We start from the raw sequence: 24,435 nt of genomic DNA on the forward strand, positions 1-24,435 counted from the left end.
ACCCGTGCGCCACTCAACGATCCGGTGAGTGCAAGCACTCGATGGATCAATTGCGTACGACTTGCATGTATTAGGCACGCCGCCAGCGTTCGTCCTGAGCCAGGATCAAACTCTCATGAAAGATTGTTTGATTGCTCATTTCAAACCATTTCTGGCTTGTATTTGTTATCCTTATTTTTAATTCCGATAACAGAATTGTTAGTTTTCATTAAGACCTAGCCGAGGCTAAATCTTAATGACCCTACACATTTGGTTCGTCTTTTTGTTCAATTTTCAAAGATCAAGTCTTAAAAACAAGTTGTCGATGTCTTTCGTGACAACTTCTATATATTATCATTTGAGCTATAAGCTTGTCAACATTTTAATGAAATATTTTTCATTATTTTGACTCGATAATCGGTTGGCACTCAACACGACGAAAGTAATAATATCATGGAACACAGATTGGGTCAATAGATTTTTTCTTCTACTTCCTTTTTATCGTTTCAAAGTCGTAAAAGAACTTGCTAATAATAACGCTACTCCATAACCGTTCACTGTAATCCAGCTACGATAGTCTAAAATAATAGTCTACCCTAAAAAAGCAAAAACCTTCAGTAATCCAAAAAGCAAAGATTACTGAAGGTTAATTCGTGATTAGAGTTCATTCATTCAATGGTTAAATTCAACTCGTTAGATGTATTGAATCATTCTTCTAATCTTTTATTCAACTCTTCGGCAAGTGCTTCGAATCCCGGTTTTCCTAATAAAGCAAACATATTCTTCTTGTATGCTTCAACACCAGGTTGATTAAATGGATTAACGCCGTTCAAGTATCCAGAGATGGCAACAGCAATCTCAAAGAAATAAATTAATTGTCCAAGTGTTTTTTCACCCATATCTTCAATAGTAACCAGTAGATTGGGAACGAACCCGTCAGTATGTGCTAACAAAGTTCCTTGAAAAGCCTTGGTATTGACAAAATCAACTGTTCTTCCTTCTAAATAACGTAACCCATCTAAGTCTTCATCTGCTGAAGGAACATCTAAATCAAAACGTGGTGTTTTAACTTTCACAACTGTTTCAAAAAGATTTCTTTGCCCATCTTGGATATATTGACCTAGAGAATGAAGGTCAGTCGAGAAGTTAGCACTTGAAGGATAAACACCTTTAAAATCTTTACCCTCAGATTCACCATATAATTGTTTCCACCATTCACCAAAATACATCATATTTGGTTCATAGTTAATCAATAATTCTGTTGTCTTACCTTTTCTATACAAAATATTACGGATAGCTGCATATTGATAAGCCTCGTTTGTTGAGAGATCAGATGAAGCATAGGCACTTTGTCCTTCTTGAGCCCCTGCTAATAGGGCATCTATATCAAATCCGGCAACAGCAATTGGTAAGAGACCTACAGGAGTCAATACAGTAAATCGACCACCTACATCATCAGGAATCACAAACCTTTCATATCCTTCTGCTGTTGCTTCTTCTTTCAAAGCACCTTTTTGTCTATCGGTTGTCGCATATATACGTTTGATAGCATCCTTCTTACCATATTTTTTGATCAATTGATCTTTCAGCACACGAAAGGCAAGTGCTGGTTCTGTTGTCGTCCCTGACTTGGAGATAACATTAATCGAAAAATCTTTATCTTCTAGATACTCAATCAGATCATGTAGATAAGTAGAACTAATACTATTCCCAGCAAAAACGACTTGTGGAGCAGCTTTTTCCTTTTTTGATCCAAAATTATGGAAATTTCCACTAAGAAATTCAATAGCCGCACGTGCTCCAAGGTAAGAACCACCAATACCGATAACAACTAAAACTTCTGAATTGCTCTTGATAGTTTCAGCAGCTTTCTTAATGCGAGAAAACTCTTCCTTATCATATTCAGTTGGTAATTCTATCCATCCTAAGAAATCGTTACCTACACCTTTTTTACTTCTTAATTCACTATCTAAAAATGCTACTTGTCGTTTAAGATAGTCCAGTTCATGTTGTTCAAAAAAAGATGACGCGGTGCTATAATCGAATGTTACTGCTTTACTCATAAATATCCTCCTATATTTTAATATCAATTTAGTGGACGAGATAAATACTTCTTGCTTACTTTGATAAGCTAAAAATCTTTCAATGCAACATTAATCCATTTAGGCATTGCTTTTTCAAGAGCTAGAAATCCGTCTCCATTTTTATGATAACGATGCTTTTTTTTCAATCTTTTTGGTTTTTCGGGGGTATCTATTGCCTTTAGAGCTCTGACCGATAAACTTATCTTTCCGCTATATTCATCAACATCTATGACTTTTACTTTAACCTTTTCGTTTAATTTAAAGTAATCTGAAAGATCCTTAATGAAGCCGTGGTCACACTCAGAGATGTGAATAAGTCCTTGGATGCCATCCCCTAACGAGACGAAAACACCATAGGGTTGAACCCCCGTTATTATACCTTCAACAACCATTCCGATTTTATAAGTCATTTTCTCACACCAATTTCTATAGTCATTAACAAATTACTAGCTACTCGTCCTTATTTTACACTTTTTTTCTGTCACCTTAAAGAGTTATCAATAAAGAGTTATCAATTTTTATCTGTTACTTCACGCGTCAATGTCAATCGTATCAATAACAATGTCTTTAATCGGTTTATCACGGAAGTCTGTTTTCGTTTCTTCTATAGTATCAACAACATCAGCACCGTTGACTACTTGTCCAAATACCGTATGCTTTCCATCAAGCCAAGGTGTCCCTCCAACTTCCTTGTAGTGAGACACACTCTCTTCAGGCCAACCATTAGCAGCTAATTGTTTTAACATAGTTGGATCAACGGTTTTTGCCCCCACTATAAAAAATTGGCTGCCATTAGTATTTGGTCCAGCATTTGCCATAGATAAGGCTCCATAAAAATTAAACAGCTTGGTTGAAAACTCATCTTCAAACGATTGTCCGTAAATGGATTCTCCGCCTGCTCCTGTCCCGGTTGGATCCCCTGATTGAATCATGAAGTTTGGTATCACTCTATGGAAAACCACACCATTGTAGTAACCTTTTTTGGCAAGAGTCACGAAGTTTTCAACTGCCTTAGGAGCTTCTTCAGGAAATAGAGCGACAGTGATATCGCCGACATTCGTTTTGATTGTTGCTTTCTTGATACTATCCTCTTTAGTAACTTCTTTTTGTTTTAGCACTGTTAGTCTCCTCTAGTTTATAATAATGATAGAATCTACTAGTTGTAGTATACCTTCTTTTTAGATATTTATCATCAAGTAACCCATGCTAAACGATAATATTGTTTGCTTTATCGCTTTTCATGTTATGATAAGACTAGTTGAGATTATAGGAGTGATACCTTGGGCTTACTAACTAATTTTCCATTAATTTGTGCTATGAGCGCCATTTTGATTGCTCAATTGATAAAATTTCCAATTGCCTATTGGATTCATAAAAGAACGAGCCTAAAACTGTTGACTTCTACAGGTGGAATGCCAAGCTCTCATACTGCGGCAGTGGCTTCTCTAATTACCTCGTTAGGGTTAGACTATGGTTTTGGCTCACCGTTGGTTGCGATTGCAACTACCTTTGGTGTTATCGTAATGTTTGATGCCATGGGTGTCAGAAGGCAAAGTGGCTATCAAGGTATACTTTTACGGCACTTAGTTGCCTTGATTGAAAAGAAATCTTCTGCTAAACAATTGCCTGAAAATGAGGATGATCAGCAGGGAGAATCTTTGATTACAGATGAATCAATCATCGATAAATATCTGGGTCATGAACCAATTGAGATTGCCGGTGGCGTCGTAACGGGGATTTTTGTCGCCTTCTTTATAAGGTGGCTATTTCAAATTTTCTGATTCTACTTTAAATAGAATGATGACCTGAATGACGTCGAAGAATATCTGAAGAATATCTATAGTGATGACTGACTTATTTTTCATTCCAAGGAGTTAAGATGTTGAATAAAGAAATTTATGATGTAACAATTATTGGTGGTGGGCCTGTTGGTCTTTTTTCTTCCTTTTACGCTGGTTTAAGACAAGCAAAGGTCAAGATCATTGAGAGTTTACCACAATTGGGTGGTCAGCCAGGGACTCTTTATCCCGAAAAATTGATTTACGATATTGCTGGCTTTCCAGAAGTTTCCGCAAGTGAGTTGACTCAAAACTTGATTAAACAATTATCGAAGTTTAAGCCTACTGTCATATTAAATGAAGAAGCTTTTGAACTAAACCGCGATAATGATGGTATTTTTGAAATTCAAACCTCAAAAAATAAGCACTATTCAAAGGCTGTCATAATTGCTGCTGGGAATGGTGCTTTTCGTCCGAGACGCTTGGATATTGAAAATGCCATTGATTACGAAGATAAACAACTCCACTATTTTGTAAATAATATTGAACAATTTTCTAACAAAAATGTTGCTGTTTGCGGTGGTGGTGATTCAGCTGTTGACTGGGCATTGACCCTAGAACCTATTGCAAAAAAAGTTTATCTCATTCATAGACGTGAAAAATTCAGAGCTCAAGAGCATAGCGTTGAACGCCTCAGGGCTTCAACTGTTGAAACTGTCACGCCATACGTTCCTATCAAAATTAATGGTAATGGGGAAAAGTTAGATTCTGTTACCTTACAAAAGACGCGAAGTGAAGAGTCCACCACCCTTCAGGTAGATGACTTCATTGTTAACTATGGCTTTTCATCCTCAATCGGAAATCTCAAAAATTGGGGATTTAAAGTTTCCCATAATGCTATACAAGTGAATTCTAAAATGGAAACTTCCATTCCGGGAGTTTTTGCGGTTGGCGATATTGCCACTTATTCTGGAAAAGTAAAAATTATTGCAACAGGATTTGGTGAAGCACCGACTGCAGTTAATAATGCTATGGCATTTATCAATCCAAATGAACGAGTACAACCTATGCACTCGACGAGTTTATTTTAATAAGCTTTTAAACAATCTTATAAACAGACTTAACTAAAAAATCTATTACTACTAATTTTTACGAGGAGAAACTAATATGAACAATTCTGTTAATTATAACGAAGTCGCTCTTAATTTATTGAACGAACGTGGCATCCGTTTAGAAGATATTGCTGATTTAGTCATGTATCTTCAAAACAAATATGTCGTAGGCTTAACACAAGAAGAATGCCTTGAAAATGTGAAGCAAGTGTTGACCAAGCGTGAAGTCCAAATGGCCGTCATCACTGGTATAGAACTGGATCGACAAGCTGAAAACGCTCAATTTATTAAGCCATTGAACGACTTGCTAATGAATGACGAACCGCTATATGGCTTAGATGAAATTTTGGCTCTGGCAATTGTCAATGTCTATGGTTCGATTGGGTTTACCAATTATGGTTATATTGATAAAGTTAAACCTGGAATACTTGAAAAGTTAAACGAAAAAGATTCTAACCGTTGCCATACCTTTTTGGATGATATTGTCGGTGCTATTGCTGCCTCTGCTGCAAGCCGTATCGCGCATAGCGACAAATCGAAACGATCAATTACCCATTAAAGTTTACCCTTTTTGATAGTTGCTTGCATTCAAAAAATGGTCATATACAACAAGGTCTTCTAAAAAACATCAAAAACCGTTTGGCAGTCCAATCCGTAGGGCTACCAAACGGTTTTATTTTGGCCTAGACGGCTTTACGCTTACAATACCAATAAAGGACTAGGTGGCATGCCACAACTACTAGAACAACAATGGCCCCCATTAAGGCAAAAAAGCCTTCAGGTAAGGCTGTAATAATGGGATCTGTTGTGGGGTCAAACAGCCAGTAATCGTTATTAAAGAACAAATGGTGGAACATGATAAAGGCTTGTTCAAAATACAAAAGACAGACAACCACTAAAATACTTGCTATCCCAGAAAACCATTTAATGTAACTTTCAGTTAATAACCATATTTGGTGTTGTTTAATTTTCTTTAGCCACCAATATGTAATCGGAAGTGATAGTACAAATGCGACATGTGAAATCATGAATAGTTGCTTGACTTCAAAAAAATGGATTAAAGCATTCCCAGAGCTCGGGAAATCCGGCATTTGTAGCTCTTTAACAAACGGATTTAATAAATATTCCATTAACGCTCGATAGTTAATCATAAGAGCATTAGGAGATAGTCCCGTTTCAGCTGGAATATCAAATAATGGAATGGAAATCCGATATAAGGGGATAAACCACATCACAACTAGTAAACCAAAAAGGACCGAGAAAACGGAAAAACAAATCGCTCCACTATAGAATCGCAACCGACCAAACCTCATAATGTCCACTCTGATAGATCATTGATAATATAGGTAGGTTGTTCTTTTCCAACAATCGATTCACGTGAAGAAAAACCTGTTAATACCATGATCGTATCCATCCCATAATTTATACCAGCCAGTATATCGGTTGTGTAGTTGTCGCCAATCAGAGCGACCTCTTCTTTTAATAATCCCATTTTTTCGAGCGCCCCATCCATAATAATATGATGTGGCTTTCCAATAATAATTGGTTCTTTGCCTGTTGCAGCTTTCAAATAAGCGGTCGTAGCACCAGAACCTGGGAGCATTCCACGTTCACTTGGTAAATTGGAGTCTTCATTTGTTACAATAAAACCGGCCCCATTATGGATTGCTAGGGTTGCCTTAGCCAAATCCTCATAAATCAAAGTCTTACAGTAAGATTGGACTACCACATCTATTTCTGCCAACTGATCAGTCAATGTGAACCCGGCTGATAAAAGCTGCTCTTTCAAAGCAGGTTCAGATATCACAAACAAGGTTTGACCAGCATAATGGGTCAATAGATAGTCGACCGTCGCCATCCCACTTGTATAAATTGCTTTTTCCCCCACTGTTATACCATAGGGAGATGCCAAGTGTTTTACTTGCTCAGGTGCCGTTCTTGTAGCATTGTTAGTCAAAAATAAAAAGGGAACCCCTTTACACTTCAACTCTTCAATAAAAACTTCCGCTGTTGGTATTCTATTTTTCCCCATATATACAGTTCCATCTAAATCTATCAAATAGCCTTTGTAAGCTTTCTGCATTTATTATCTCCTAATTCTCTTTTTTACGTTTAACAATCTTGAAACTACTTGTTTTCGCAACTTCTTCTCTCGTTTTCTTTTCTGTTGTTTTCTTTGCGGTTTGTGTTTTGTAATTCTGATTTTTTTGAGAAGAACGTTCTCCCTTATTGCCAACTCTCTCGTGACTAGTAGCCTCCGATTTTCCGTTATCATTTATTTTAAAGGTTGATTGCTTAGTCGTGTTCGCTTTGACGTTAGTTCTTCCCTCATGCGAACGTGATGACTCCTTGTTTCTATTTCTGTTTCTTCTTCGATTATTTTTTGAATTATTATTTCTTGAACGGCCTTCCTGTCTTTTTCGTGTTACAGGCCCACCAGTCAAATCTTCATCTTTTTCAAGAACAAAAAACCGACAACCAAAATTACAATATTGTTCTAAATAGTCTTGTAAATTACCTATTTTTTTATCAAACGACCCATTATTTGACTCGTCAGAATAGAATCCACGAAGTCGAAGTTGTTCAAAACCCCAGTCGCCTACAATATAGTCGTACTTCAATAAGACGTCTGAAAAGCGTGAGTTAAAGCTTTCTAGATTAAAAGACTCCTTTTCATGATTTTCAAATATCAATTCATAAATAGTATTTTCTACTTTAAAATGTGTATCATCTAGTTTGACGACTGCATCATCAATGGCAGGTTCTTGCGTTAATTCATTTAAGACATCTGTCATTTCTTGGGTAAAATCCTTATTCATTCCATTACCTCGATTCCAATAGTACGATTGATCTGTCTTTTGATCTCCCAAATGTAACTTTATTGTGTAATATCGTTCACTTCTTCTAAATTGGCACTTTTTAAAAAGTCGGAAACTGACAATTCAATTTGTACGCCTCTTTTACCACCAGATACGATAAGGCTATCAACACTTTTTGCTTGCGAAGATAATACAATTGGAAAGGAGTGTTTTAGCCCAAAAGGCGAACAGCCCCCTCTTTTGTAACCGGTCAAAGGTTCTAATTCCTTAACGTGTATCATATGAACACTTTTATGCCCTGTAACTTGTGCAACTTTTTTTAAGTCTAACGTACTTAAACCAGGTATAACGCACACTAAATAGCTATCATCTGACGTCCGAAGCACTAAAGTCTTAAAAACGTTATTCGGATCAAGACCAGTCTCTGCAATGACAGATCCAGCTCCGACATTGTCTGGGTCGAATTCATATTGATGGGTGACATAGGAGATGCCTAAGTTATCTAAAAATCTCATTGCATTCGTCTTAGAAACTTTGCTTCTCTTATTTTTTTTACTCATTATATAACTGCCTTTCCTATTCTGTAGACTCTTAAACTGACTAATAAAAATACACTTTACTTTTATTATAAACACTTTTTTTGTAAACTTATCATATCATACCCTATCTATAAAGTTTAATAGGAATGATACTTTTACGCTAATGAACTTTAGATAGGATGCTACTATTCCTATCATCTCACCTAAAAAATATAGGGAAATTAGGAGGCAAACCATTATGAAAGTCTTGACATTTTATCCAACCAAACCTGAGATACTAGAACTTATAAAAGAGAAGCACCCTGAGATAGAGTTGATAGAAGCGGAGCCTTCCCAAACAATTGATAACACTCCTGATGACATTACAGTCATCTTGGCAAAGACCCTTAACTTGAAAAATGTGACTCACTACCCAAAATCATTAAAGCTAATTCAACTTGCCTCAGCAGGGTTTGATGGCATAGACCTAGACCTTCTGAAAGACCACCATATCAAATTATGTAATGCGCATGGTGTCCCTACAGTTGGTGTCGCCGAATATGTCATGGGAGCAATCTTGGCTAAAGCTCGATTACTATTAGATAGTGTTATTGACCATTCATGGGAAAGATTCGATCATTACCAAAACTTAGACGGTAAAAAACTATTGATTGTGGGTGCTGGAGATATCGGTGAGGCGATTGCCAAACGCGCTGAACCATTCGGTGTAGAAATTGTTGGGGTCAGAAGAAGTCACGACCTGAAACCCCATTTCACTAAGATGATCACACTGGATGAATTAGCTGATGAACTCCCAACGAGCGATTACGTGGTTAACATACTCCCATCCAACGAAACGAGTAATGATCTATTCAATAAATCTCTTTTTAACCGTTTCAAAAGCTCAGCAATCTTTGTAAATGTTGGTCGTGGCAACGCCGTTGTGGATAACGATTTGATTGCTGCATTAGACAACAAACAGCTGGACTATGCAATCCTAGATGTCTTTCATCAGGAACCATTGCCCGAAGACCACCCTTTTTACCATCACCCTAATATCTTGGTGACTCCTCACATCGCAGGGTCCTCTGAAGGATACCTGACTGCTGTATGGACCATACTGTTAAAGCAAATAGATCATTTAAAGGACAATACTGAATTCGACCATGTAATCGTCTAATATATCTCACGTCGTAGTATCCATTCTTGATTCTACTTAATCGTACTCCTAATCGCACACTAGGACAGAAACATGCAACAATAAATTAACAAAAAAGAATGTTTAAATACGCTAGATTTATCCATCAAAAAGCTGCGACAAGTATGTCGCGGCTTTTTGAAATGTCCCCACAGGAAAACATGGAGGCCCACTTGAAGCCCTCTTCTTGCCTTTTTCTGAAAATGATGTTACACTATTCACCGGAGTTTCGTTATGAACGTCTATGGTGCCTTTCATCGTATTTTTTTAAGAAAGGAGAATGCATATGACTTATAGTAACCAAGAAGTAAAATATAGAGTGACACTCAATACCGATACAAATCTGTTTGTGGTCTATCTTGCTAACAACGATAAAGTTACAGCAAGTGCCGCTACTATTGAACAAGCTGTACAGGATTTAATTAAAAAAAATAAGGAGTGACACTCTTTCATGGATACTCTAAGTGGTAGTATCGAATAGCTTTTGCCAATATATATTGGCAAAAGCTATTTTTAATTTTTAGCCAATTTTCACTATTATTGTAAGCACCTTTTAGTTTCAATCTTTCTTTTAGTTTCACACTACTTGCATACTACTTTCGTCCATCCTAGAGTTTTCATACTAATAACAAAAAAACACCTAGGTCATAAAGACTTAGGTGCTTCACACAAAACGTATACGCATGTCATTCGAGAGTCTGAAACTAACGAAAACACATTAAAAAAGACTACTATACTAACCTGTTATAAGCGGTCTACGGGAATCGAACCCGCGTCATGACCTTGGGAAGGTCGCATTCTACCATTAAACTAAGACCGCTAATATCAACATAGTATACTTTACACTTCTATCATTTAGATTTCAAGAGTTAATAGACAGTTTCTAGTCCTCCATAGCCCTCAAAGTTTAACGCTATCATGCCCAACAATAGTCCTACAAGTTTACTCCTATAGTATCAGTGCTAGGCTATCGGCGCTACAAGGATAGTGAGATAATCAACTATTTGCCTACTTTAGATTCACTGTAACTATTAGGTTGTTTATCACGTTATTTTTGTTCGGCTCTTAACTCAGTCACAAAATGCTTAAATCTCACCATTGCTCTTTGTAAATCAGCGATTGAATATGCATACGAAATCCTGATATAGCCTTCTCCAGAATCTCCAAAAGCAGTTCCAGGTATCACCGCTACTTTTTCTCTGTTGAGTAATTCATTCGCAAACTCTTCACTCGTCAAGCCAAATTCAGAAATATTTGGAAAGATATAAAAAGCACCTAATGGTTCAAACAGTTGAATCCCCATTTTCTTGAACTCATTCACTAAATAACGGCGTCTCATATTATAACTATCTCTCATTTCTGCCACTAATGAATCACAATTCTTTAAAGCTTCTATTCCTGCTAACTGACTCGTTGTTGAAGCAGAGGTCACCGTAAATTGATGGATTTTTACCATTTGTTCCATGATATCAATTGGTGCCATGGCATAACCTAAACGCCAGCCTGTCATTGAAAATGTTTTTGAAAAACCATTAATGTAAATTGTACGCTCTTTCATACCCTTAAAACTAGCGATTGACACACTTTGTTGGGTTTCATAATTTAATTCACTATACATTTCATCAGTGATGACTAAAATATCTTTTTCAATAACAACTTCCGCTATTTTGTCGAATTCTTCCTGTGTCATAATAGCCCCTGTTGGGTTATTCGGATATGAAAGGACCAAGGCTTTGGTTTTTGGTGTTATTTTCGCCAACAACTCTTCAGCTGTTAACTTGAAGCCGTTCTCTTCGGATAATGAAATAGGAACTGGAATACCATCTGATAACTCGATACATGGCAGGTAGGAAACGTAATTCGGTTCTGTATAAAGAATCTCATCACCAGGATTTACAATAGCTCGCATCGCTAAATCGATTGCTTCACTGCCCCCAACTGTCACCACTACCTCTGTCTCTGGATCATACTTGAGTTGATAATGTCGATCCACGAAATCAACTAAAGCTTGTCTTAATTCGATCATCCCAGCATTTGCTGTATAAAATGTTTGTCCTTGTTGTAACGAGTAGATCCCTTCATCTCGAATACGCCAAGGCGTTTCGAAATCAGGTTCTCCCACTCCTAAAGAAATGACCCCTTCAATCGTGCTAGCAACTTCAAAAAAACGTCTAATACCACTTTGTTTTAAAGAAACAGCTTTGCGACTTAAACGGTTCTTCATGGAGAAACCACCATCCTACGATCGTCGCCCTTTGGTTCGAATAAAGTCCCGTGGTCCTTGTATCTTTTCAACACAACATGAGTTGTCGTTGATTGGACTTCTTCAATAGTAGAAAGACGCTGAGAGACAAACATTGCAATTTCACGCATTGGAGCTTTTTTTAGTTGTACTAAAAAGTCGAAACTACCAGACATTAAAAATAAATCATCAACCTCTGGATATTGAAACATTTTTTCAGCGATGCGGTCAAAACCAACGCCTCTTTGAGGATTAACTTTTAATTCAATAATAGCTGACACATTGTCACTATCTGCTTTTTCCCAATTAATTAAGGTGTGATAACCACAAATAATACTGTCCGCCTCTAACTCAGCCAAAGTTTTAGCGACTGTTTCTTCCGTTGTCGCTAGCATTACAGCAATCTCTTCGACTGTTAATCTGCTATTCTTTTCTATTACTTTCAAGATATCGTCTTTAAACTTAGACACCATCTTATCCCTCATTTCCTCTACCGTTCATACTCGTCTAGAACGCTTAGTCATTCTAATAATTCTGATCATCTGATACTCTTAATTTTGTGTATTCCTATTCAAAAAACCATTTCCCCATGTTAACCTATAAATACCAAATAGCATCACACAATTGACAATATACAGTTTAAAGGAGAAGCATGATTTTTAAGAATATAGCAAAACTCAGACATAAACACCATCTGACGCAAGACCAAGTTGCCAAGCAACTTGGATTAAGTCGATCACAGTATTCTCACATCGAGACAGGCAGAAATGAACTCAGCGTTTCTACACTGTTGAAACTAGCTCAATTATACGACGTTTCAACAGATTATCTACTAGAATAACCGTCAAAATCGTTAAATTTTTTCTTAAGACAATCCTTATCCCTTTACCAAGAGCTACATCACACTACATCAAGCTCAATCAAACTCATTGATAAATCGGATGTTTAGACGTTAACTCATGGACTTCATTGCGGATTTGAGCTAAGGCATCAGCATCGTCCTTATGCGTTAAAGCTCGTACAATTAATTCTGCGACTTTAGCTGCATCATCTTCTTTAAACCCTCTTGTCGTGATGGCTGGCGTTCCTATCCGAATACCAGAGGTTTTAAATGGAGATAGTGTCTCAAATGGGATCGTATTTTTATTAACGGTTATTTTCACACTATCTAATATTGCCTCAGCTTCTTTACCAGTCATCCCTAAATCGGTCACTTCTAGCAGTAGTAAATGGTTATCTGTTCCACCACTGACTATTCTGATATCTTCAACACTATTAAATATCTTAGCCATAGCTTTTGCATTTTTTATAATTTGCTCGCTGTAAACCTTAAAATCAGGATTTAGATCCTCTTTAAATGCGACCGCTTTGCCTGCTATGACATGCTCTAATGGACCACCTTGAATTCCCGGGAAGATAGCACTGTTGATTTTCTTAGCTAAATCCTTGTCATTCGTTAAAATAATTCCACCACGAGGACCTCTTAGAGTCTTATGTGTGGTACTAGTCACTACATCGGCATAAGGAACTGGATTTTGGTGCAAACCACTGGCAACCAATCCTGCTATGTGGGCCATGTCCACCATCAACTTAGCGCCTACTTCATCAGCAATTTCTTTGAATTTTTCAAAATCAATTTTTCTACCATAAGCACTTGCGCCAGCTACAATCAATTTAGGCGAAACTTCTTTTGCGATAGCTCTGATATGATCATAATCGATCTGTTCAGTTTCCTTATCGACCCCATAACTATGAATTTCGTATGTTTTACCACTAAAATTCACTGGAGAGCCATGCGTTAGATGGCCGCCATGTGTCAGGTCCATCCCTAATACTTTGTCACCCGGATTAATTAATGCCATGTAGGCTGCAGTATTGGCCTGAGAACCCGAATGTGGTTGTACATTGGCGTATTTTGCACCAAAAAGCTCCTTAACACGATTGATGGCTAGGTTTTCAATCACATCGATGTATTCACAACCACCATAGTATCGTTTACCTGGATAACCTTCTGCATATTTATTCGTCAATATACTACCTTGGGCTGCCATCACCGCTTTAGAGACATAGTTTTCAGAAGCAATCAACTCTATATTTTCAATTTGTCGCTCTTCCTCTTTATAAACAGCGTCCCACAATTCTTCGTCAGCTTGATAAATATCAACCGGTATCTTTATCATTCTAGCACCCCTTTTAAAATTCTGATCAATTTGTCATATCCTAACTTTACTTTACCTACAAAAAAAAGTCACTAACAACTAGTGACTTTTCAAAAAATAATTAGTGATCAACTATTGAATAGTTTTAAATAATCCTTCTTTACTTTTCTTCTTTTGTTTTGCCATTTCTGAGTAAGATGATCAATAGCAAAGCGCCAACAATACTACCTGCAGCCCATGCAATTAAGAAGCCTAATGGATTAGTGATTCCTCCAAATAATAGTGCGAATATACCGCCATGAGGAGCAGCACTGTAAACACCTAATCCCATGCTGATTGCGCCAGCTAAGGCACTACCCACAACCATTGAAGGAATAACTTTTAGTGGGTTAGATGCAGCAAATGGAATTGCTCCTTCAGTGATGAAGGCCGCTCCCATGACATAGTTGACTAGGGCTGAATCAGCTTGTGCTTTAGGCCAGAGATTACGATCAATCGTAGCAGACAATGCAATTGCTACTGGTGGAACCATACCACCGATCATAACAGCTGCCATAATATCTGATCCATGTGATCCAGGTGTTTGCATAGCTGTTGCTAATAAACCAGTTCCGGTAACATAAGCTGCTTTGTTGAATGGACCACCCATATCGATTGCCATCATCCCACCAGCAAAGATTCCAACCAAAATTTTGCTGCCTTCATTCATGTTTGTTAAGAAATCTGTTAAACCAGTCATAATTGCTGCCATTGGAGCATTAACGATATAAATCATCAAAATTCCCATTAATAAAACACCAAAGACTGGGTATAGTAAGATTGGTTTCAAACCTTCAAGAGATTTAGGTAACCACTTGAATGCGAGTCTCAAGGCATAGATAATACCGCCTGATAAGAACCCAGCTACTAGTGCACCCAAGAAGCCTGAAGGTTGACTATCAGCTAAGATTCCTTGACCAGAAAGTACGGTTGGATTAGCTAATAACCCACCAATAAAACCTACGACTAATCCGGGACGGTCGGCCATTGATTGACCAATGAACCCTGCTAAAACTGGCAACATCATGCTAAAAGAAAAGCCACCGACAGTATTTAACATTGCTGCAATTTGATTATAGCTATCACTGTCAGGGTTAGCTGAATTAATTCCCCAGAAGAATGATAATGCGATTAGCAAACCACCAGCCACAACAAACGGTAACATGTGAGATACACCATTCATTAAATGCTTATAAATCTTACGACCAATAGATTCGCCTTCGCCTGATTCATCATCACTCTCTTCACTACTACCTTCAGCGTGATAAATTGGTGCTTCACCTTTTAGAGCTCGTTCGATTAACTGATCTGGAATGTTGATACCATCAGCAACTTTTGTGATCACAACTCTGTGGCCATCAAATCTTGCCATTGGAACATTTTTATCAGCAGCCACAATGATACCATCAGCAGCATCGATATCTTTCTTAGTCAGTTTGTGCTCCACACCCGCTTGACCATTTGTTTCAACTTTTACATGATAACCCTTAGCTTCTGCAGCACTTTTAAGTTTTTCAGCTGCCATAAAAGTATGGGCAATACCAGTTGGACAAGCTGTGACAGCTAAAATATAAGGAGTTTCGTCTTTTGACGCTTCCTTAGCAGTCAAATCGGCTTCCACTGCTGCTTCCGCTTTATCTTCAGCTTTTTCCGTTTCATCTGCCTTTTGACTATATTGTTTTAATATAGCAATGACGTCCGTAGGAGTTTGTGCTTCTAGTAGAGCCTTCTTAGCCTCGGGTTTCATCAGTATCCCTGACAAATGAGCTAGAGCCTTTAAATGGGCATCCCCGGCGCCAGTTGATGCTGCAATCATAAAAATTAATTTGGCAGGTTGACCATCAAATGATTCCCACTCTACGCCATTATTTTGACGAGCAAAAACAATAACAGGTTCAGTAACAGATTTATCTTGTGCATGTGGAATTGCAATCTCATCACCAACACCAGTTGTTGATTGATCTTCTCTTTTTTGTAAAGCTTTTTCAAAATCTTCTACATTGCTCAAACGGCCAGATTTCTTCAATAATTCTGCCAATTGATGCAGGGCATCTGCCTTATTTGAGGCATTAAAATCTAATTGAATCAATTCCGGGTGAAACAGTTCATATACTTCCATGATATCATTCTCCTTTACTAATAAGCTGTTAAGCTGTGTTTAAAACGGGGTAATCGACACTTCTGGTAAAAGTTTATCGATCATCACTCTATTGGCAATTCCTGTTGAGAATGCAGTAGCACTCCCACAGGCAACGGCTTGTTTGAAAGCTTCTTCTTCGCTTTTACCGTCATTTAGAGCACTTGTAAATCCAGCAACCATCGAGTCCCCAGCGCCTACAGAATTCACTAATATTCCCTTAGGTGAAGAGGCTTTTAAAACCTTACCAGATGCAGATACTAAGATAGCACCGTCTTTACCAAGCGAAATGATGACGTTTTGTGCTCCCTTATGTTGAAGCTCTTTTGCATGCTGAACCAACTCGTCATCCGAATGAATCGTTACAGACAATAGGTCTTCTAACTCTTCTTTGTTAGGCTTAATCAATAGTGGCCGATATGGCAAACACACTTTTAATTGCTCTCCAATTGTATCGACAACAAAATCGACGCCATTATCTTGAGCAATTTTAGCGATTTGACGATAGTTCTCGGCAGACATACCTGTTGCGACATTACCTGCTAGCAAAATGACATCATTTGGTTTAATCGAATCCTTCAACCACTGATTCAATTCTTGTTGCTTATCAGTAGAAATCACAGGTCCTGAGCCATTTATTTCAGTCTCAACCCCAGTTTTTAATTTGACATTGATCCTCGTAACACCATCGACCTCAATAAAGTGACTAGATACTGATAACTTAGCTAACTCATCAACAATGAATGATTGACTAAATCCACCTAAAAAGCCGCTAGCAACAACATCGTTCCCTAGTTCTTTTAAGATAATAGCCATATTGATCCCTTTACCACCTGCGACGTAATCCGTTTGCTTAACTCGGTTCAAATCACCCAACTTAAAATCTGGTACTTTTAAAACTAAATCTATCGCTGGATTAAATGTAATCGTATATAACACCTATCGCGCCTCCTTAATATTTTTAAAAGCCTTATACTCAGGCAACACATCATCAGTCATGATAGTTACCTCAGGTAATGAAGCAAACGAATGAAGTGAACGTTGATTAAATTTAGAATGGTCAGCAGCTACAATTGTTCGTTCAGCTTGTGTGATGGCCACTCTCTTCAATTCAGCTTCATTGACATCTGGAGTCATCAATCCGTTTTCTTCATCTATAGCATTAACGCCTATAACACTAAGATCTAAATTATAATGTGATAATTGCGAAATCGCTTGCGGACCGACAACAGCCTGAGTCGTTGGCTTGACCGTCCCACCTAATAAAATGACATGAGCACCCTTACTGATCAACGGAAAAACGTGGTGAAGTCCGTTCGTAATAACAAATAAATCTGTACGATCCAAATAAGGAATGACTGCTAAGACTGAGGTCCCTGCATCAAAATATATGGCGTTATAGTCATTTTCATTAATCAATTGAGCAATTGCATGACCAATTCGTTGCTTCTCGGATGAAAACTCTTGAACTTTTTGTTCAAACTCATTTTCTGAGAATAAAGAAGTTGCGTCTTGTTTTAAACTTGCTCCACCATGAACTCGGATAATCTTTCCTGCCTCAGCAAGATAATCTAAATCGCGACGAACAGTCGCTGGAGAAGCATGCGTTAATCGCACTAATTCTTTAACAGATAATTGCCTACGATCATTCAACCATTTTAATATAGAAGATCGGCGTTCATTTGCAAACATTTACTCATCTCCCTATCTACGCTTACAAAGTCAGTATATATTCACGTCCCTTCATTTTCAATCATATTCAATCATTTTACATCATATTATGATCAATTATTAGCAAACTCTCATATTGCAAACTAACTAAAAAGCTATTAGGCATTTAGAAGTGTCTAACTACTCCTTTATGCCTAATAGCTTTATCGATTGAATCTCTTTGCTCATGACTTTTCAATGACTGTTATTGCTTTTCCACTCGTTCTTTATGTTCAGCCTTTATTTTATGGAGCAACTCCGGATCGCTGATAACATCTAAAGCAGTCTTTGCTAACAATGCGGCTGTTATACCAATAGCGGCAAACCCTTTGTCACTCTTTGCAGCTTCCCTAAATTCGACGCTATGACCTGCTATATAGTCATCTGAAATTGAAAGTGTTGGTTGAATAGTTGGCACTACCTGACTAATATTTCCAACATCAGACGACCCGACACTTTTGGGTTCACTAAAATCAATATCCTTTGCAGGAACATCTGTTTTTTCAAGTTCTTTAAAAAATACTTTATCAAAAGAAGGTGTAGTAACCGTATTATCGACAGCATTTTGAAAAAGTCCAAATTCATAAGTTGCTCCTGTTGCCAGAGCAGCCCCTTTTACAATATTTTCGACTTTATCATAGACTTGGTCTAATGTTTCCTTATCTATAGTCAAATCAACGTCCTTTACGGCATGAATAGTTGATTTACCTTGCTGAAACATGACATTGATGTTTTTCAACCTGATCATTGCTCTCAACTCCTCTTTGTATGGTAGTGACTGCTAAATTAGCAGTGCATTCAAAAATTATTCAAATTAACGTGGCACTTTGTACATCCTTGAAAAATATGTAGAGATGTTCGAGGCATAAAAAAAGCCCTCAAATGTTATAAAAACATTTGAGGGCGACATTATCGCGGTACCACCTTATTTCGGAGCAAAACACTCCACTCTTTCCAAGCAGAAACAATTTCTAGTTGGAGCTGATTGTAACGTGTCAACAACACGCACCTTTCTACATATCGAAGGTGATTCTCAGAGATCATTTTCATTGTTGTTATACGACTTTTTCCACCAACCAAAGTCTCTCTATGCCATAACTAAACAATTACTCTACTCATCATAGAACATTTCTATTTTTCTAATATTTGCACTTAAGCTCGTGCAATGACATAGATTTACAGGAAATTACTATATCTGTCAACCATAAAATGAATTTTTTCTAAACATTCTATGGAATTTTAGCTACAGCTTGATGATAATAGACTAATGATAATAGTAGATGAGGCTAAGAAAGCCCTTCGTTATTTACGAAAAATTATCTTGTATTTAACACTTATAACTCTAAATTCAGCTTTTCATTCAATCGATAAGATTGGTGTTCATAGTGTTTGTACAGACTATCAAACCGTCCACGATACTTTTTGAACCATGGTTTTTCTTTGCCACAAAAATGAAGAAATACCGTATGATCGATCGTCCAATCAAGATCCCATTCTCCATTACTAATGAGTTGGTAAGTCATAATTTTCCTCACATCAAAATTATAGATTTCGTCCGGAATATCCTTGATTTTATCACCGTATAATCCGTTCAAAACATCTTGGTCTGGTAGCAGTAAGTTGTACTTGTTCGTAGTGATGTAATTATAGATATCATTAGCATGAACCCTTTGACGAACAAGGTTCAAATTAATCAATAGAACTCCTGAATTGAAATAGCCCTCTGATTCATAACTTCTAAGCCTGACTTTATTGACAACGGTGGTCAATTCCGTCAACCTACTATGACTTGCAGCAGCATAATAATCACCATCAATAACCATGTTATACAGTTTTGAAAGATCATTGATACATAATATATCCGCATCTAGATATAAGACACGATCCAAATCGTTCGGTAAATAACGGTGTGCTAGTAGTCTATAATATATGGTTTCAGGATACCTTTCAGACACAGGAGCATCAGAAAATTCATCACTATTAGCTAGTATGGGTGTGTATATGATATCTAATGCCTCACAATAACGACTTAAGGAGCGTCCATCTACACTATCTAGACCCAAGCTTCCTCCGTGGATAACATAAATATGAAGGGATGCCTGACGTGATGTATTCATTTTGATCGACAATAAGGTCGTTTCCAACGGTCTCAAAAAACTTGAATCGATGGCAAACAGTAAATTGATTTCTTCCAAATTTAACCCACTCTTTCTCAATGATATCTCATAGTCATCTTTTTAATATAACGTCCCTCTTTGTCCATTTAGTTATTTGAACGTTTCTCTTTCTCTTTGTGTGTCTAACAATATGACGGATTGTAAACACTTGTATGCTTAATATATTATCCAACTGAGCATCTAATTTCAATGGTCACACTCAGACCCGCACATTTCAATCCTTCAATTTTTAACGCTCTAAGAAGATCCTCCCCTATTAAGCCTATTGCAAATAATCAACTATCATTCTGATATTAGTTTGATATTGGTCATATATCACCCTGGTATTAACCAGCTATTAGTCATCAGTCATCCTGATATAAATTAAATATTAGTTCACTTATGAGTTAGTTTTTGATCAGAATAAAAGGCATCTCAGTTTGAGATACCTTTTTACACACTGATAGTTAGAAATCATCAGCACTAATTATTTTCTGTTGTACGTCCAACTTTTCTCATTTCTTCTGATTACTACTGGTAATTTGATTAAAGAGCTTATCCATTACACGTCCGACGCTCTGAATCCATTATCCTAAGAATTCAAATACGTCTTTGCGATCATATAATTTAAATACTTTTTCAAATAAGAATTGACCTAATAGACTAGCTGCTGCTGGTACAACAAACCATACAATGACAGCAACTAGGACGTTTAAGCCAGCATCAATTGATGCTAACGGTCCGACAATACCTACTAATCCAAAACCTGCAGATGCGGGAGTACCTGATACTGAGAACAAGGCAACAGGAATTGCCGATATAATCGCTGTAAAGAAACAAGGTAGTAGAATGATTGGTTTTCTGAATAAGTTAGGCATCATCATCTTCATCGCACCTAATGCAATGGCAATAGTAACACCAGATTTATTGATCTTCCAAGAGTTTATCACGAGTACAAGCGTTGTTGCGGCTACACCCATTGCGGCTGCTCCGGCTGAAACGGCATTCAATTGGATGGCAACACCGATTGCAACGGTCGAAATTGGCGAAATAATCAAAAATGCAAAAGAACAACTAATCAAAATACTCATCAATATTGGTTGTAATTCTGTGAAAGTATTGATGATCGAACCAATACCAGTCGTAATAAACGTCACATATGGCAAGAGGAAGACACCAATTAGTCCAGCCCCACAACCAACAACAATAGGTGTTAATACAATAGCAACTGAACCAAAACTATCTTTAATCCAAAGAATCAATAAAACGGCAATAGAAGCAGTTAACATCGTATTGATGATATCCCCTGTACCAGCACCGACATAAGCATTTGCCTCAGCATTGAATTTAATGACACCACTACCAATAAATGCAGCAGCCCCAGTTACCATCATTGTCAATGGTTTAAACCCGAATTGATGCGCAATCAATGTCCCTATGATCAACGGTGTCCCTAATTGGAAAATAACGGCTACTTGCGTTAACGTTACCGCAAAAACATTATCCCCAAATAGTTTTAAAATCCCAGATAAAACTGCATTTGAAATCAAACCGATAATAATACCTAATGCAGTTCCTCCCAATACTTTATTCATAAATATCTTTGGCGTTATCTTTTCATCTGTCATTTGCTCGCCCGACTTTCTATTAAATAAATTTGTTAGATTTTCTTTCTCTAGTTATGATTTAAACTACTCAAATACTACCTTATTTTGCTTTCAAAATTTCTTCTTTACAGTGAATTAATTCTGTCAAGAATTTACAATAAGGAGTACTAATACCATATTTTTCACCTTTATTTGCAACCGCACCATTGATGAAGTCTATTTCTGTTAAACGATTATTTTTGATGAGATCTTGATACATTGACGGATAATGTAATCCAATGGTTTCAGGATCGTAGGTTTCTTCAATATGTTGAATAACCTCTGCTACATCTAATGTAACATTCTCATGTTTTGCAACTGCTGCAAACTCTAAAACGATGGTGGTTACAATCTCGTGAGCATATTTGCAAGTACCAAATCCTGTGATATTGCAATCTAAGATCGTACATAGACCATTTAAAGTCCCATTAACACAGGCTTTCCGGTAGATCGAATAACGAATATTGTCTGAATAACTAGCATTTAGCCCCGCTTCGGTTAAGACTTTAGCGATCTCTTTTGCTTTCTCACTTTGACCTTCGCCTAGATTTTCGAGTTCAACTGAACCAGTCCCAAACAGTTTAGCCTTGCCTGGTCCTTCAAGACCTGCAGTCCACATGGTATTACCAATAAAAATATTCTCTAACCCGACATACTTTTCAATAATTTCTTCATGGCCAATACCATTTAAGAGACACAAAACATTTGTTTTATCATGAATCACCGGTTTCAATGCTTGCATCATGTCATCCAACTGAAGCGCTTTAGTAAATAAAATGATTAGATCAGTTTTAAAATCGGTTGGAATATCACTTTGCAAAACAGCTGGAATATGTTCCACAATATCTTTGCCGTTAAAGTTTGCCTTAAGTCCATCACGGTTGATTGCCTCAACATGCTCTGGCCACCCATCAACTAAAACAACCTCATTCCCTGCTTTATGAAGCATTAATCCGAAACGACTACCCATAGCACCTGCACCAGCAATAGTAATTTTCATTATTTTCCTCCTTTGCGCAATAAGTAACAGTCTTATCCTAACGACCATTCTTGCTATATTTCACTTAACTAGTTCTGATTAGTAACAAGAATGTTCTAGAACTTTTGCCTCACCGCGCCCTTTTTGTTTATTGTATCACAAACACATTGTATCACATTTACATATTATTAAAAGTGCTATTCTAAACAAGTTCTAAAATTTAAAAACTATTACTAGCCATATGATTTTCGATCACCTTTTTTAAGTCCAATCCTACAAACACTACGCTAAAAATTGAACAAAAAAAGAGCACTGTTACAAAGAATTTGTTACAGTACTCCCAAACTAATTTTCAAACACCAATCGATAAACATTCAGAAAAGATTCATGATTGTTTAGCCATTATGAGTGGTCACTTATTTTTATAATGTTAATAGAATTATTTTCTCTTTTTACTTTCTTTTTACTTTCTTTGTTTATAGTGCCTTTTTATTTTATTCATAATTCTTCCGTCTCATACCAAGTATTTTTTTGAGGCACAAAGACTCTTAAACCATTCTGTTCTAAAACTTTACCATAGTGACCAGGTTTAAAGGTATGCCATGGAACAGTCACGGTTGCATGGATAGCTGTTGCTACTTTGATCAAATCCTCTTGGCTTGCATGCCCACTAGCTCCAAATGATTTAAATGTAAATTGGTATTTTTCTAAGATCTCCATCAAGACCAAGAACCTTGGATCATAATCACCTAGAGGTTCCCCATTTGAATGTAAATATATGCCACCAGGTAGTTTCATCAATCGATTGAGATGTTTAAAACTATTCTGAAGAACATAATGAGATGGTTCTTGACAGATTTCATCAAGAGAAACTCCCCTAGTAAACGAGTCATTCAACTGACTATCTTCTAACGCTTCTTTTAACACATACAGGAATAGGTCTGGATAAAAGGTTCTTAACACAGTAGCATATGGTTTCTCCAAAATAAGTGGTCGATGGGTCATATTTGCTATATCGACAAAGTTCTTTAATCTCTCAACATTTCGAATATAAGGATTTAAAACCAACGACTCTTTACTCGTTAGCAAGAGCTTTTCAAAACGTTTCATTAAGTCTTTCTCTGTTACTGGAATTATGTCATCTAGTTCTTCTTGTTCTTCTTTACCGTCACTATCGGTTTTACTGTCACTATCGGTGGTATCATCTGAATCGTCAAAACTAAAGCTAGTGCCTTCAATCAATAACAGATCAGGTTGCCATTCTTTTGCTTTTTCGACCCAATTTATGACGGCTTGTGGATGGTCACCATTGAGTCTTAAATCGCCTGAATGAATAATTTTAAAATCAGGAGTTGCTATAAACAAGGCACTAATACCAATCACATCGTGATCACTCTCGTAAGCTGATACCGAAATATCACCGACATTAACTGGTTTTTCATAAGAGAAAGGCTTAATTGAAGCAAGAACTTTCTCATCTTCACCAACTTTGATTAACTGTTCAAACAATTTTACCGAGTCCTCAGATAGATAGACATCCGTACCCTTTGGTAAAAACCGTAATAAAGCCATATGATCTAAATGCAGATGAGAAATGAAAATCGCAGTGTTTTTTGTACTCTCTGAAACATCAGATAATACAATATGTTCAAATTTACTTGTCTCGAATAGGTTTGGAATTGCGGGAATAAGGCCCGTTACTATACCTGCTTCTAGTGGCGTATAATCATTGTCAAGAGAGGCTGCCGATAAATCCCCGGCAGCCCCAAAATCACAAATGACTCTACTTGTTTCGGTCGCAACTTCTACAATATTTCCACCAATCGTATCAAGCCCATTCCAAAACTTGATTTTAGTCATTTTTACACCATGTTTCTAG

At 37.2% G+C, this 24,435-nt stretch carries 23 protein-coding genes, 1 tRNA gene, 1 rRNA gene, 1 pseudogene and 1 other annotated feature; of the genes and pseudogenes, 6 read left to right on the top strand and 20 right to left on the bottom strand.

Features of this window, described 5'->3' with window-relative positions:
* The 4 genes from H541_RS0100005 to H541_RS0100020 all read right to left on the bottom strand — a co-directional run.
* Positions 1–121, bottom strand: a 16S ribosomal RNA gene (locus H541_RS0100005); the annotation flags it as partial.
* A 565-nt stretch (positions 122–686) separates the two neighbouring features.
* Positions 687–2,042, bottom strand: coding sequence for a glucose-6-phosphate isomerase (locus H541_RS0100010; RefSeq protein WP_022795307.1), 1,356 nt, complete (start codon positions 2,040–2,042; stop codon positions 687–689).
* Positions 2,043–2,110: 68 nt separating this feature from the next.
* The gene (locus H541_RS0100015) at positions 2,111–2,473 is read right to left on the bottom strand and encodes a CvfD/Ygs/GSP13 family RNA-binding post-transcriptional regulator (protein WP_026501474.1); all 363 of its coding nucleotides are present in this window, start codon (positions 2,471–2,473) and stop codon (positions 2,111–2,113) included.
* A gap of 120 nt (positions 2,474–2,593) precedes the next feature.
* Positions 2,594–3,181: a peptidylprolyl isomerase gene (locus tag H541_RS0100020; protein WP_022795308.1), complete on the bottom strand. Its 588-nt coding sequence runs from the start codon at positions 3,179–3,181 to the stop codon at positions 2,594–2,596.
* A gap of 162 nt (positions 3,182–3,343) precedes the next feature.
* Here H541_RS0100020 and H541_RS0100025 point away from each other — a divergent pair, with 162 nt between their 5' ends.
* The 3 genes from H541_RS0100025 (at position 3,344) to H541_RS0100035 (ending at position 5,512) form a co-directional block, all read left to right on the top strand.
* A complete protein-coding gene (locus H541_RS0100025) occupies positions 3,344–3,844 on the top strand; it encodes a divergent PAP2 family protein (protein ID WP_022795309.1) in 501 nt (166 codons plus the stop codon).
* Positions 3,845–3,942: 98 nt separating this feature from the next.
* Positions 3,943–4,932 (top strand): NAD(P)/FAD-dependent oxidoreductase, encoded by a 990-nt coding sequence (locus H541_RS0100030; protein WP_022795310.1) that lies wholly within the window; start codon positions 3,943–3,945, stop codon positions 4,930–4,932.
* Between the two features lie 76 nt (positions 4,933–5,008).
* Positions 5,009–5,512 (top strand): phosphatidylglycerophosphatase A family protein, encoded by a 504-nt coding sequence (locus H541_RS0100035; RefSeq protein WP_022795311.1) that lies wholly within the window; start codon positions 5,009–5,011, stop codon positions 5,510–5,512.
* Positions 5,513–5,636: 124 nt separating this feature from the next.
* Here H541_RS0100035 and H541_RS11055 read toward each other — a convergent pair whose 3' ends face one another.
* From H541_RS11055 to ybaK, 4 genes are read right to left on the bottom strand one after another with little or no spacing between them, the layout of a single operon-like run.
* Complete coding sequence (locus tag H541_RS11055) at positions 5,637–6,266, bottom strand: TIGR01906 family membrane protein (protein ID WP_022795312.1); 630 nt, start codon at positions 6,264–6,266, stop codon at positions 5,637–5,639.
* A complete protein-coding gene (locus tag H541_RS0100045) occupies positions 6,263–7,036 on the bottom strand; it encodes a TIGR01457 family HAD-type hydrolase (protein ID WP_022795313.1) in 774 nt (257 codons plus the stop codon). The genes H541_RS11055 and H541_RS0100045 overlap by 4 nt, the downstream gene beginning before the upstream one ends.
* Before the next feature lie 10 nt (positions 7,037–7,046).
* Entirely contained in the window at positions 7,047–7,772 is a 726-nt protein-coding gene (locus tag H541_RS12640; RefSeq protein ID WP_240470876.1) for a YutD family protein, read from the bottom strand.
* Positions 7,773–7,831: 59 nt separating this feature from the next.
* Positions 7,832–8,332, bottom strand: coding sequence for a Cys-tRNA(Pro) deacylase (gene ybaK, locus H541_RS0100055; RefSeq protein WP_022795315.1), 501 nt, complete (start codon positions 8,330–8,332; stop codon positions 7,832–7,834).
* Positions 8,333–8,549: 217 nt separating this feature from the next.
* Here ybaK and H541_RS11065 point away from each other — a divergent pair, with 217 nt between their 5' ends.
* Both H541_RS11065 and H541_RS13350 read left to right on the top strand, forming a co-directional pair.
* Positions 8,550–9,470 (top strand): D-2-hydroxyacid dehydrogenase, encoded by a 921-nt coding sequence (locus H541_RS11065; RefSeq protein ID WP_022795316.1) that lies wholly within the window; start codon positions 8,550–8,552, stop codon positions 9,468–9,470.
* Positions 9,471–9,774: 304 nt separating this feature from the next.
* Complete coding sequence (locus H541_RS13350; RefSeq protein ID WP_169461091.1) at positions 9,775–9,930, top strand: hypothetical protein; 156 nt, start codon at positions 9,775–9,777, stop codon at positions 9,928–9,930.
* Positions 9,931–10,237: 307 nt separating this feature from the next.
* On the opposite strand, the gene H541_RS0100070 is transcribed toward H541_RS13350, so the two are convergent.
* From H541_RS0100070 to H541_RS0100080, 3 genes are all read right to left on the bottom strand, one after another.
* Positions 10,238–10,308 (bottom strand) — tRNA-Gly (locus H541_RS0100070).
* A 228-nt stretch (positions 10,309–10,536) separates the two neighbouring features.
* Positions 10,537–11,712 (bottom strand): pyridoxal phosphate-dependent aminotransferase, encoded by a 1,176-nt coding sequence (locus H541_RS0100075; protein WP_022795317.1) that lies wholly within the window; start codon positions 11,710–11,712, stop codon positions 10,537–10,539.
* On the bottom strand, positions 11,709–12,203 hold the full coding sequence (locus tag H541_RS0100080) for an Lrp/AsnC family transcriptional regulator (protein ID WP_022795318.1): 495 nt from the start codon (positions 12,201–12,203) through the stop codon (positions 11,709–11,711). The genes H541_RS0100075 and H541_RS0100080 overlap by 4 nt, the downstream gene beginning before the upstream one ends.
* Before the next feature lie 179 nt (positions 12,204–12,382).
* Between H541_RS0100080 and H541_RS0100085 the strand changes: the two genes are divergently transcribed.
* Positions 12,383–12,571, top strand: coding sequence for a helix-turn-helix domain-containing protein (locus tag H541_RS0100085; protein WP_022795319.1), 189 nt, complete (start codon positions 12,383–12,385; stop codon positions 12,569–12,571).
* Positions 12,572–12,656: 85 nt separating this feature from the next.
* On the opposite strand, the gene glyA is transcribed toward H541_RS0100085, so the two are convergent.
* The 9 genes and pseudogenes from glyA to H541_RS0100130 form a co-directional block, all read right to left on the bottom strand.
* Positions 12,657–13,910 carry a serine hydroxymethyltransferase gene (gene glyA / locus H541_RS0100090; RefSeq protein WP_022795320.1) on the bottom strand — a complete coding sequence of 418 codons (1,254 nt, stop codon included), beginning with the start codon at positions 13,908–13,910 and terminating at the stop codon, positions 12,657–12,659.
* Between the two features lie 139 nt (positions 13,911–14,049).
* Positions 14,050–16,047: a PTS fructose transporter subunit IIABC gene (locus tag H541_RS0100095; RefSeq protein WP_022795321.1), complete on the bottom strand. Its 1,998-nt coding sequence runs from the start codon at positions 16,045–16,047 to the stop codon at positions 14,050–14,052.
* Positions 16,048–16,086: 39 nt separating this feature from the next.
* Entirely contained in the window at positions 16,087–17,004 is a 918-nt protein-coding gene (gene pfkB / locus H541_RS0100100; RefSeq protein WP_022795322.1) for a 1-phosphofructokinase, read from the bottom strand.
* Complete coding sequence (locus H541_RS0100105; RefSeq protein WP_022795323.1) at positions 17,005–17,757, bottom strand: DeoR/GlpR family DNA-binding transcription regulator; 753 nt, start codon at positions 17,755–17,757, stop codon at positions 17,005–17,007.
* A 223-nt stretch (positions 17,758–17,980) separates the two neighbouring features.
* Positions 17,981–18,439: pseudogene (locus H541_RS11070) on the bottom strand (amidohydrolase); the annotation flags it as partial.
* Between the two features lie 232 nt (positions 18,440–18,671).
* Positions 18,672–18,906, bottom strand: a binding site (T-box leader).
* Positions 18,907–19,109: 203 nt separating this feature from the next.
* Positions 19,110–19,961, bottom strand: coding sequence for a glycosyltransferase family 8 protein (locus H541_RS0100115; protein WP_026501476.1), 852 nt, complete (start codon positions 19,959–19,961; stop codon positions 19,110–19,112).
* A 557-nt stretch (positions 19,962–20,518) separates the two neighbouring features.
* Positions 20,519–21,559: a PTS sugar transporter subunit IIC gene (locus H541_RS0100120; protein WP_022795325.1), complete on the bottom strand. Its 1,041-nt coding sequence runs from the start codon at positions 21,557–21,559 to the stop codon at positions 20,519–20,521.
* A 79-nt stretch (positions 21,560–21,638) separates the two neighbouring features.
* Entirely contained in the window at positions 21,639–22,577 is a 939-nt protein-coding gene (locus H541_RS0100125; RefSeq protein ID WP_022795326.1) for a 2-dehydropantoate 2-reductase, read from the bottom strand.
* A 477-nt stretch (positions 22,578–23,054) separates the two neighbouring features.
* The gene (locus tag H541_RS0100130; protein ID WP_022795327.1) at positions 23,055–24,416 is read right to left on the bottom strand and encodes an MBL fold metallo-hydrolase; all 1,362 of its coding nucleotides are present in this window, start codon (positions 24,414–24,416) and stop codon (positions 23,055–23,057) included.
* Between the last annotated feature and the right edge of the window lie 19 nt (positions 24,417–24,435).

It is taken from the genome of Bavariicoccus seileri WCC 4188 (assembly GCF_000421665.1).
GTDB lineage: Bacteria > Bacillota > Bacilli > Lactobacillales > Aerococcaceae > Bavariicoccus > Bavariicoccus seileri.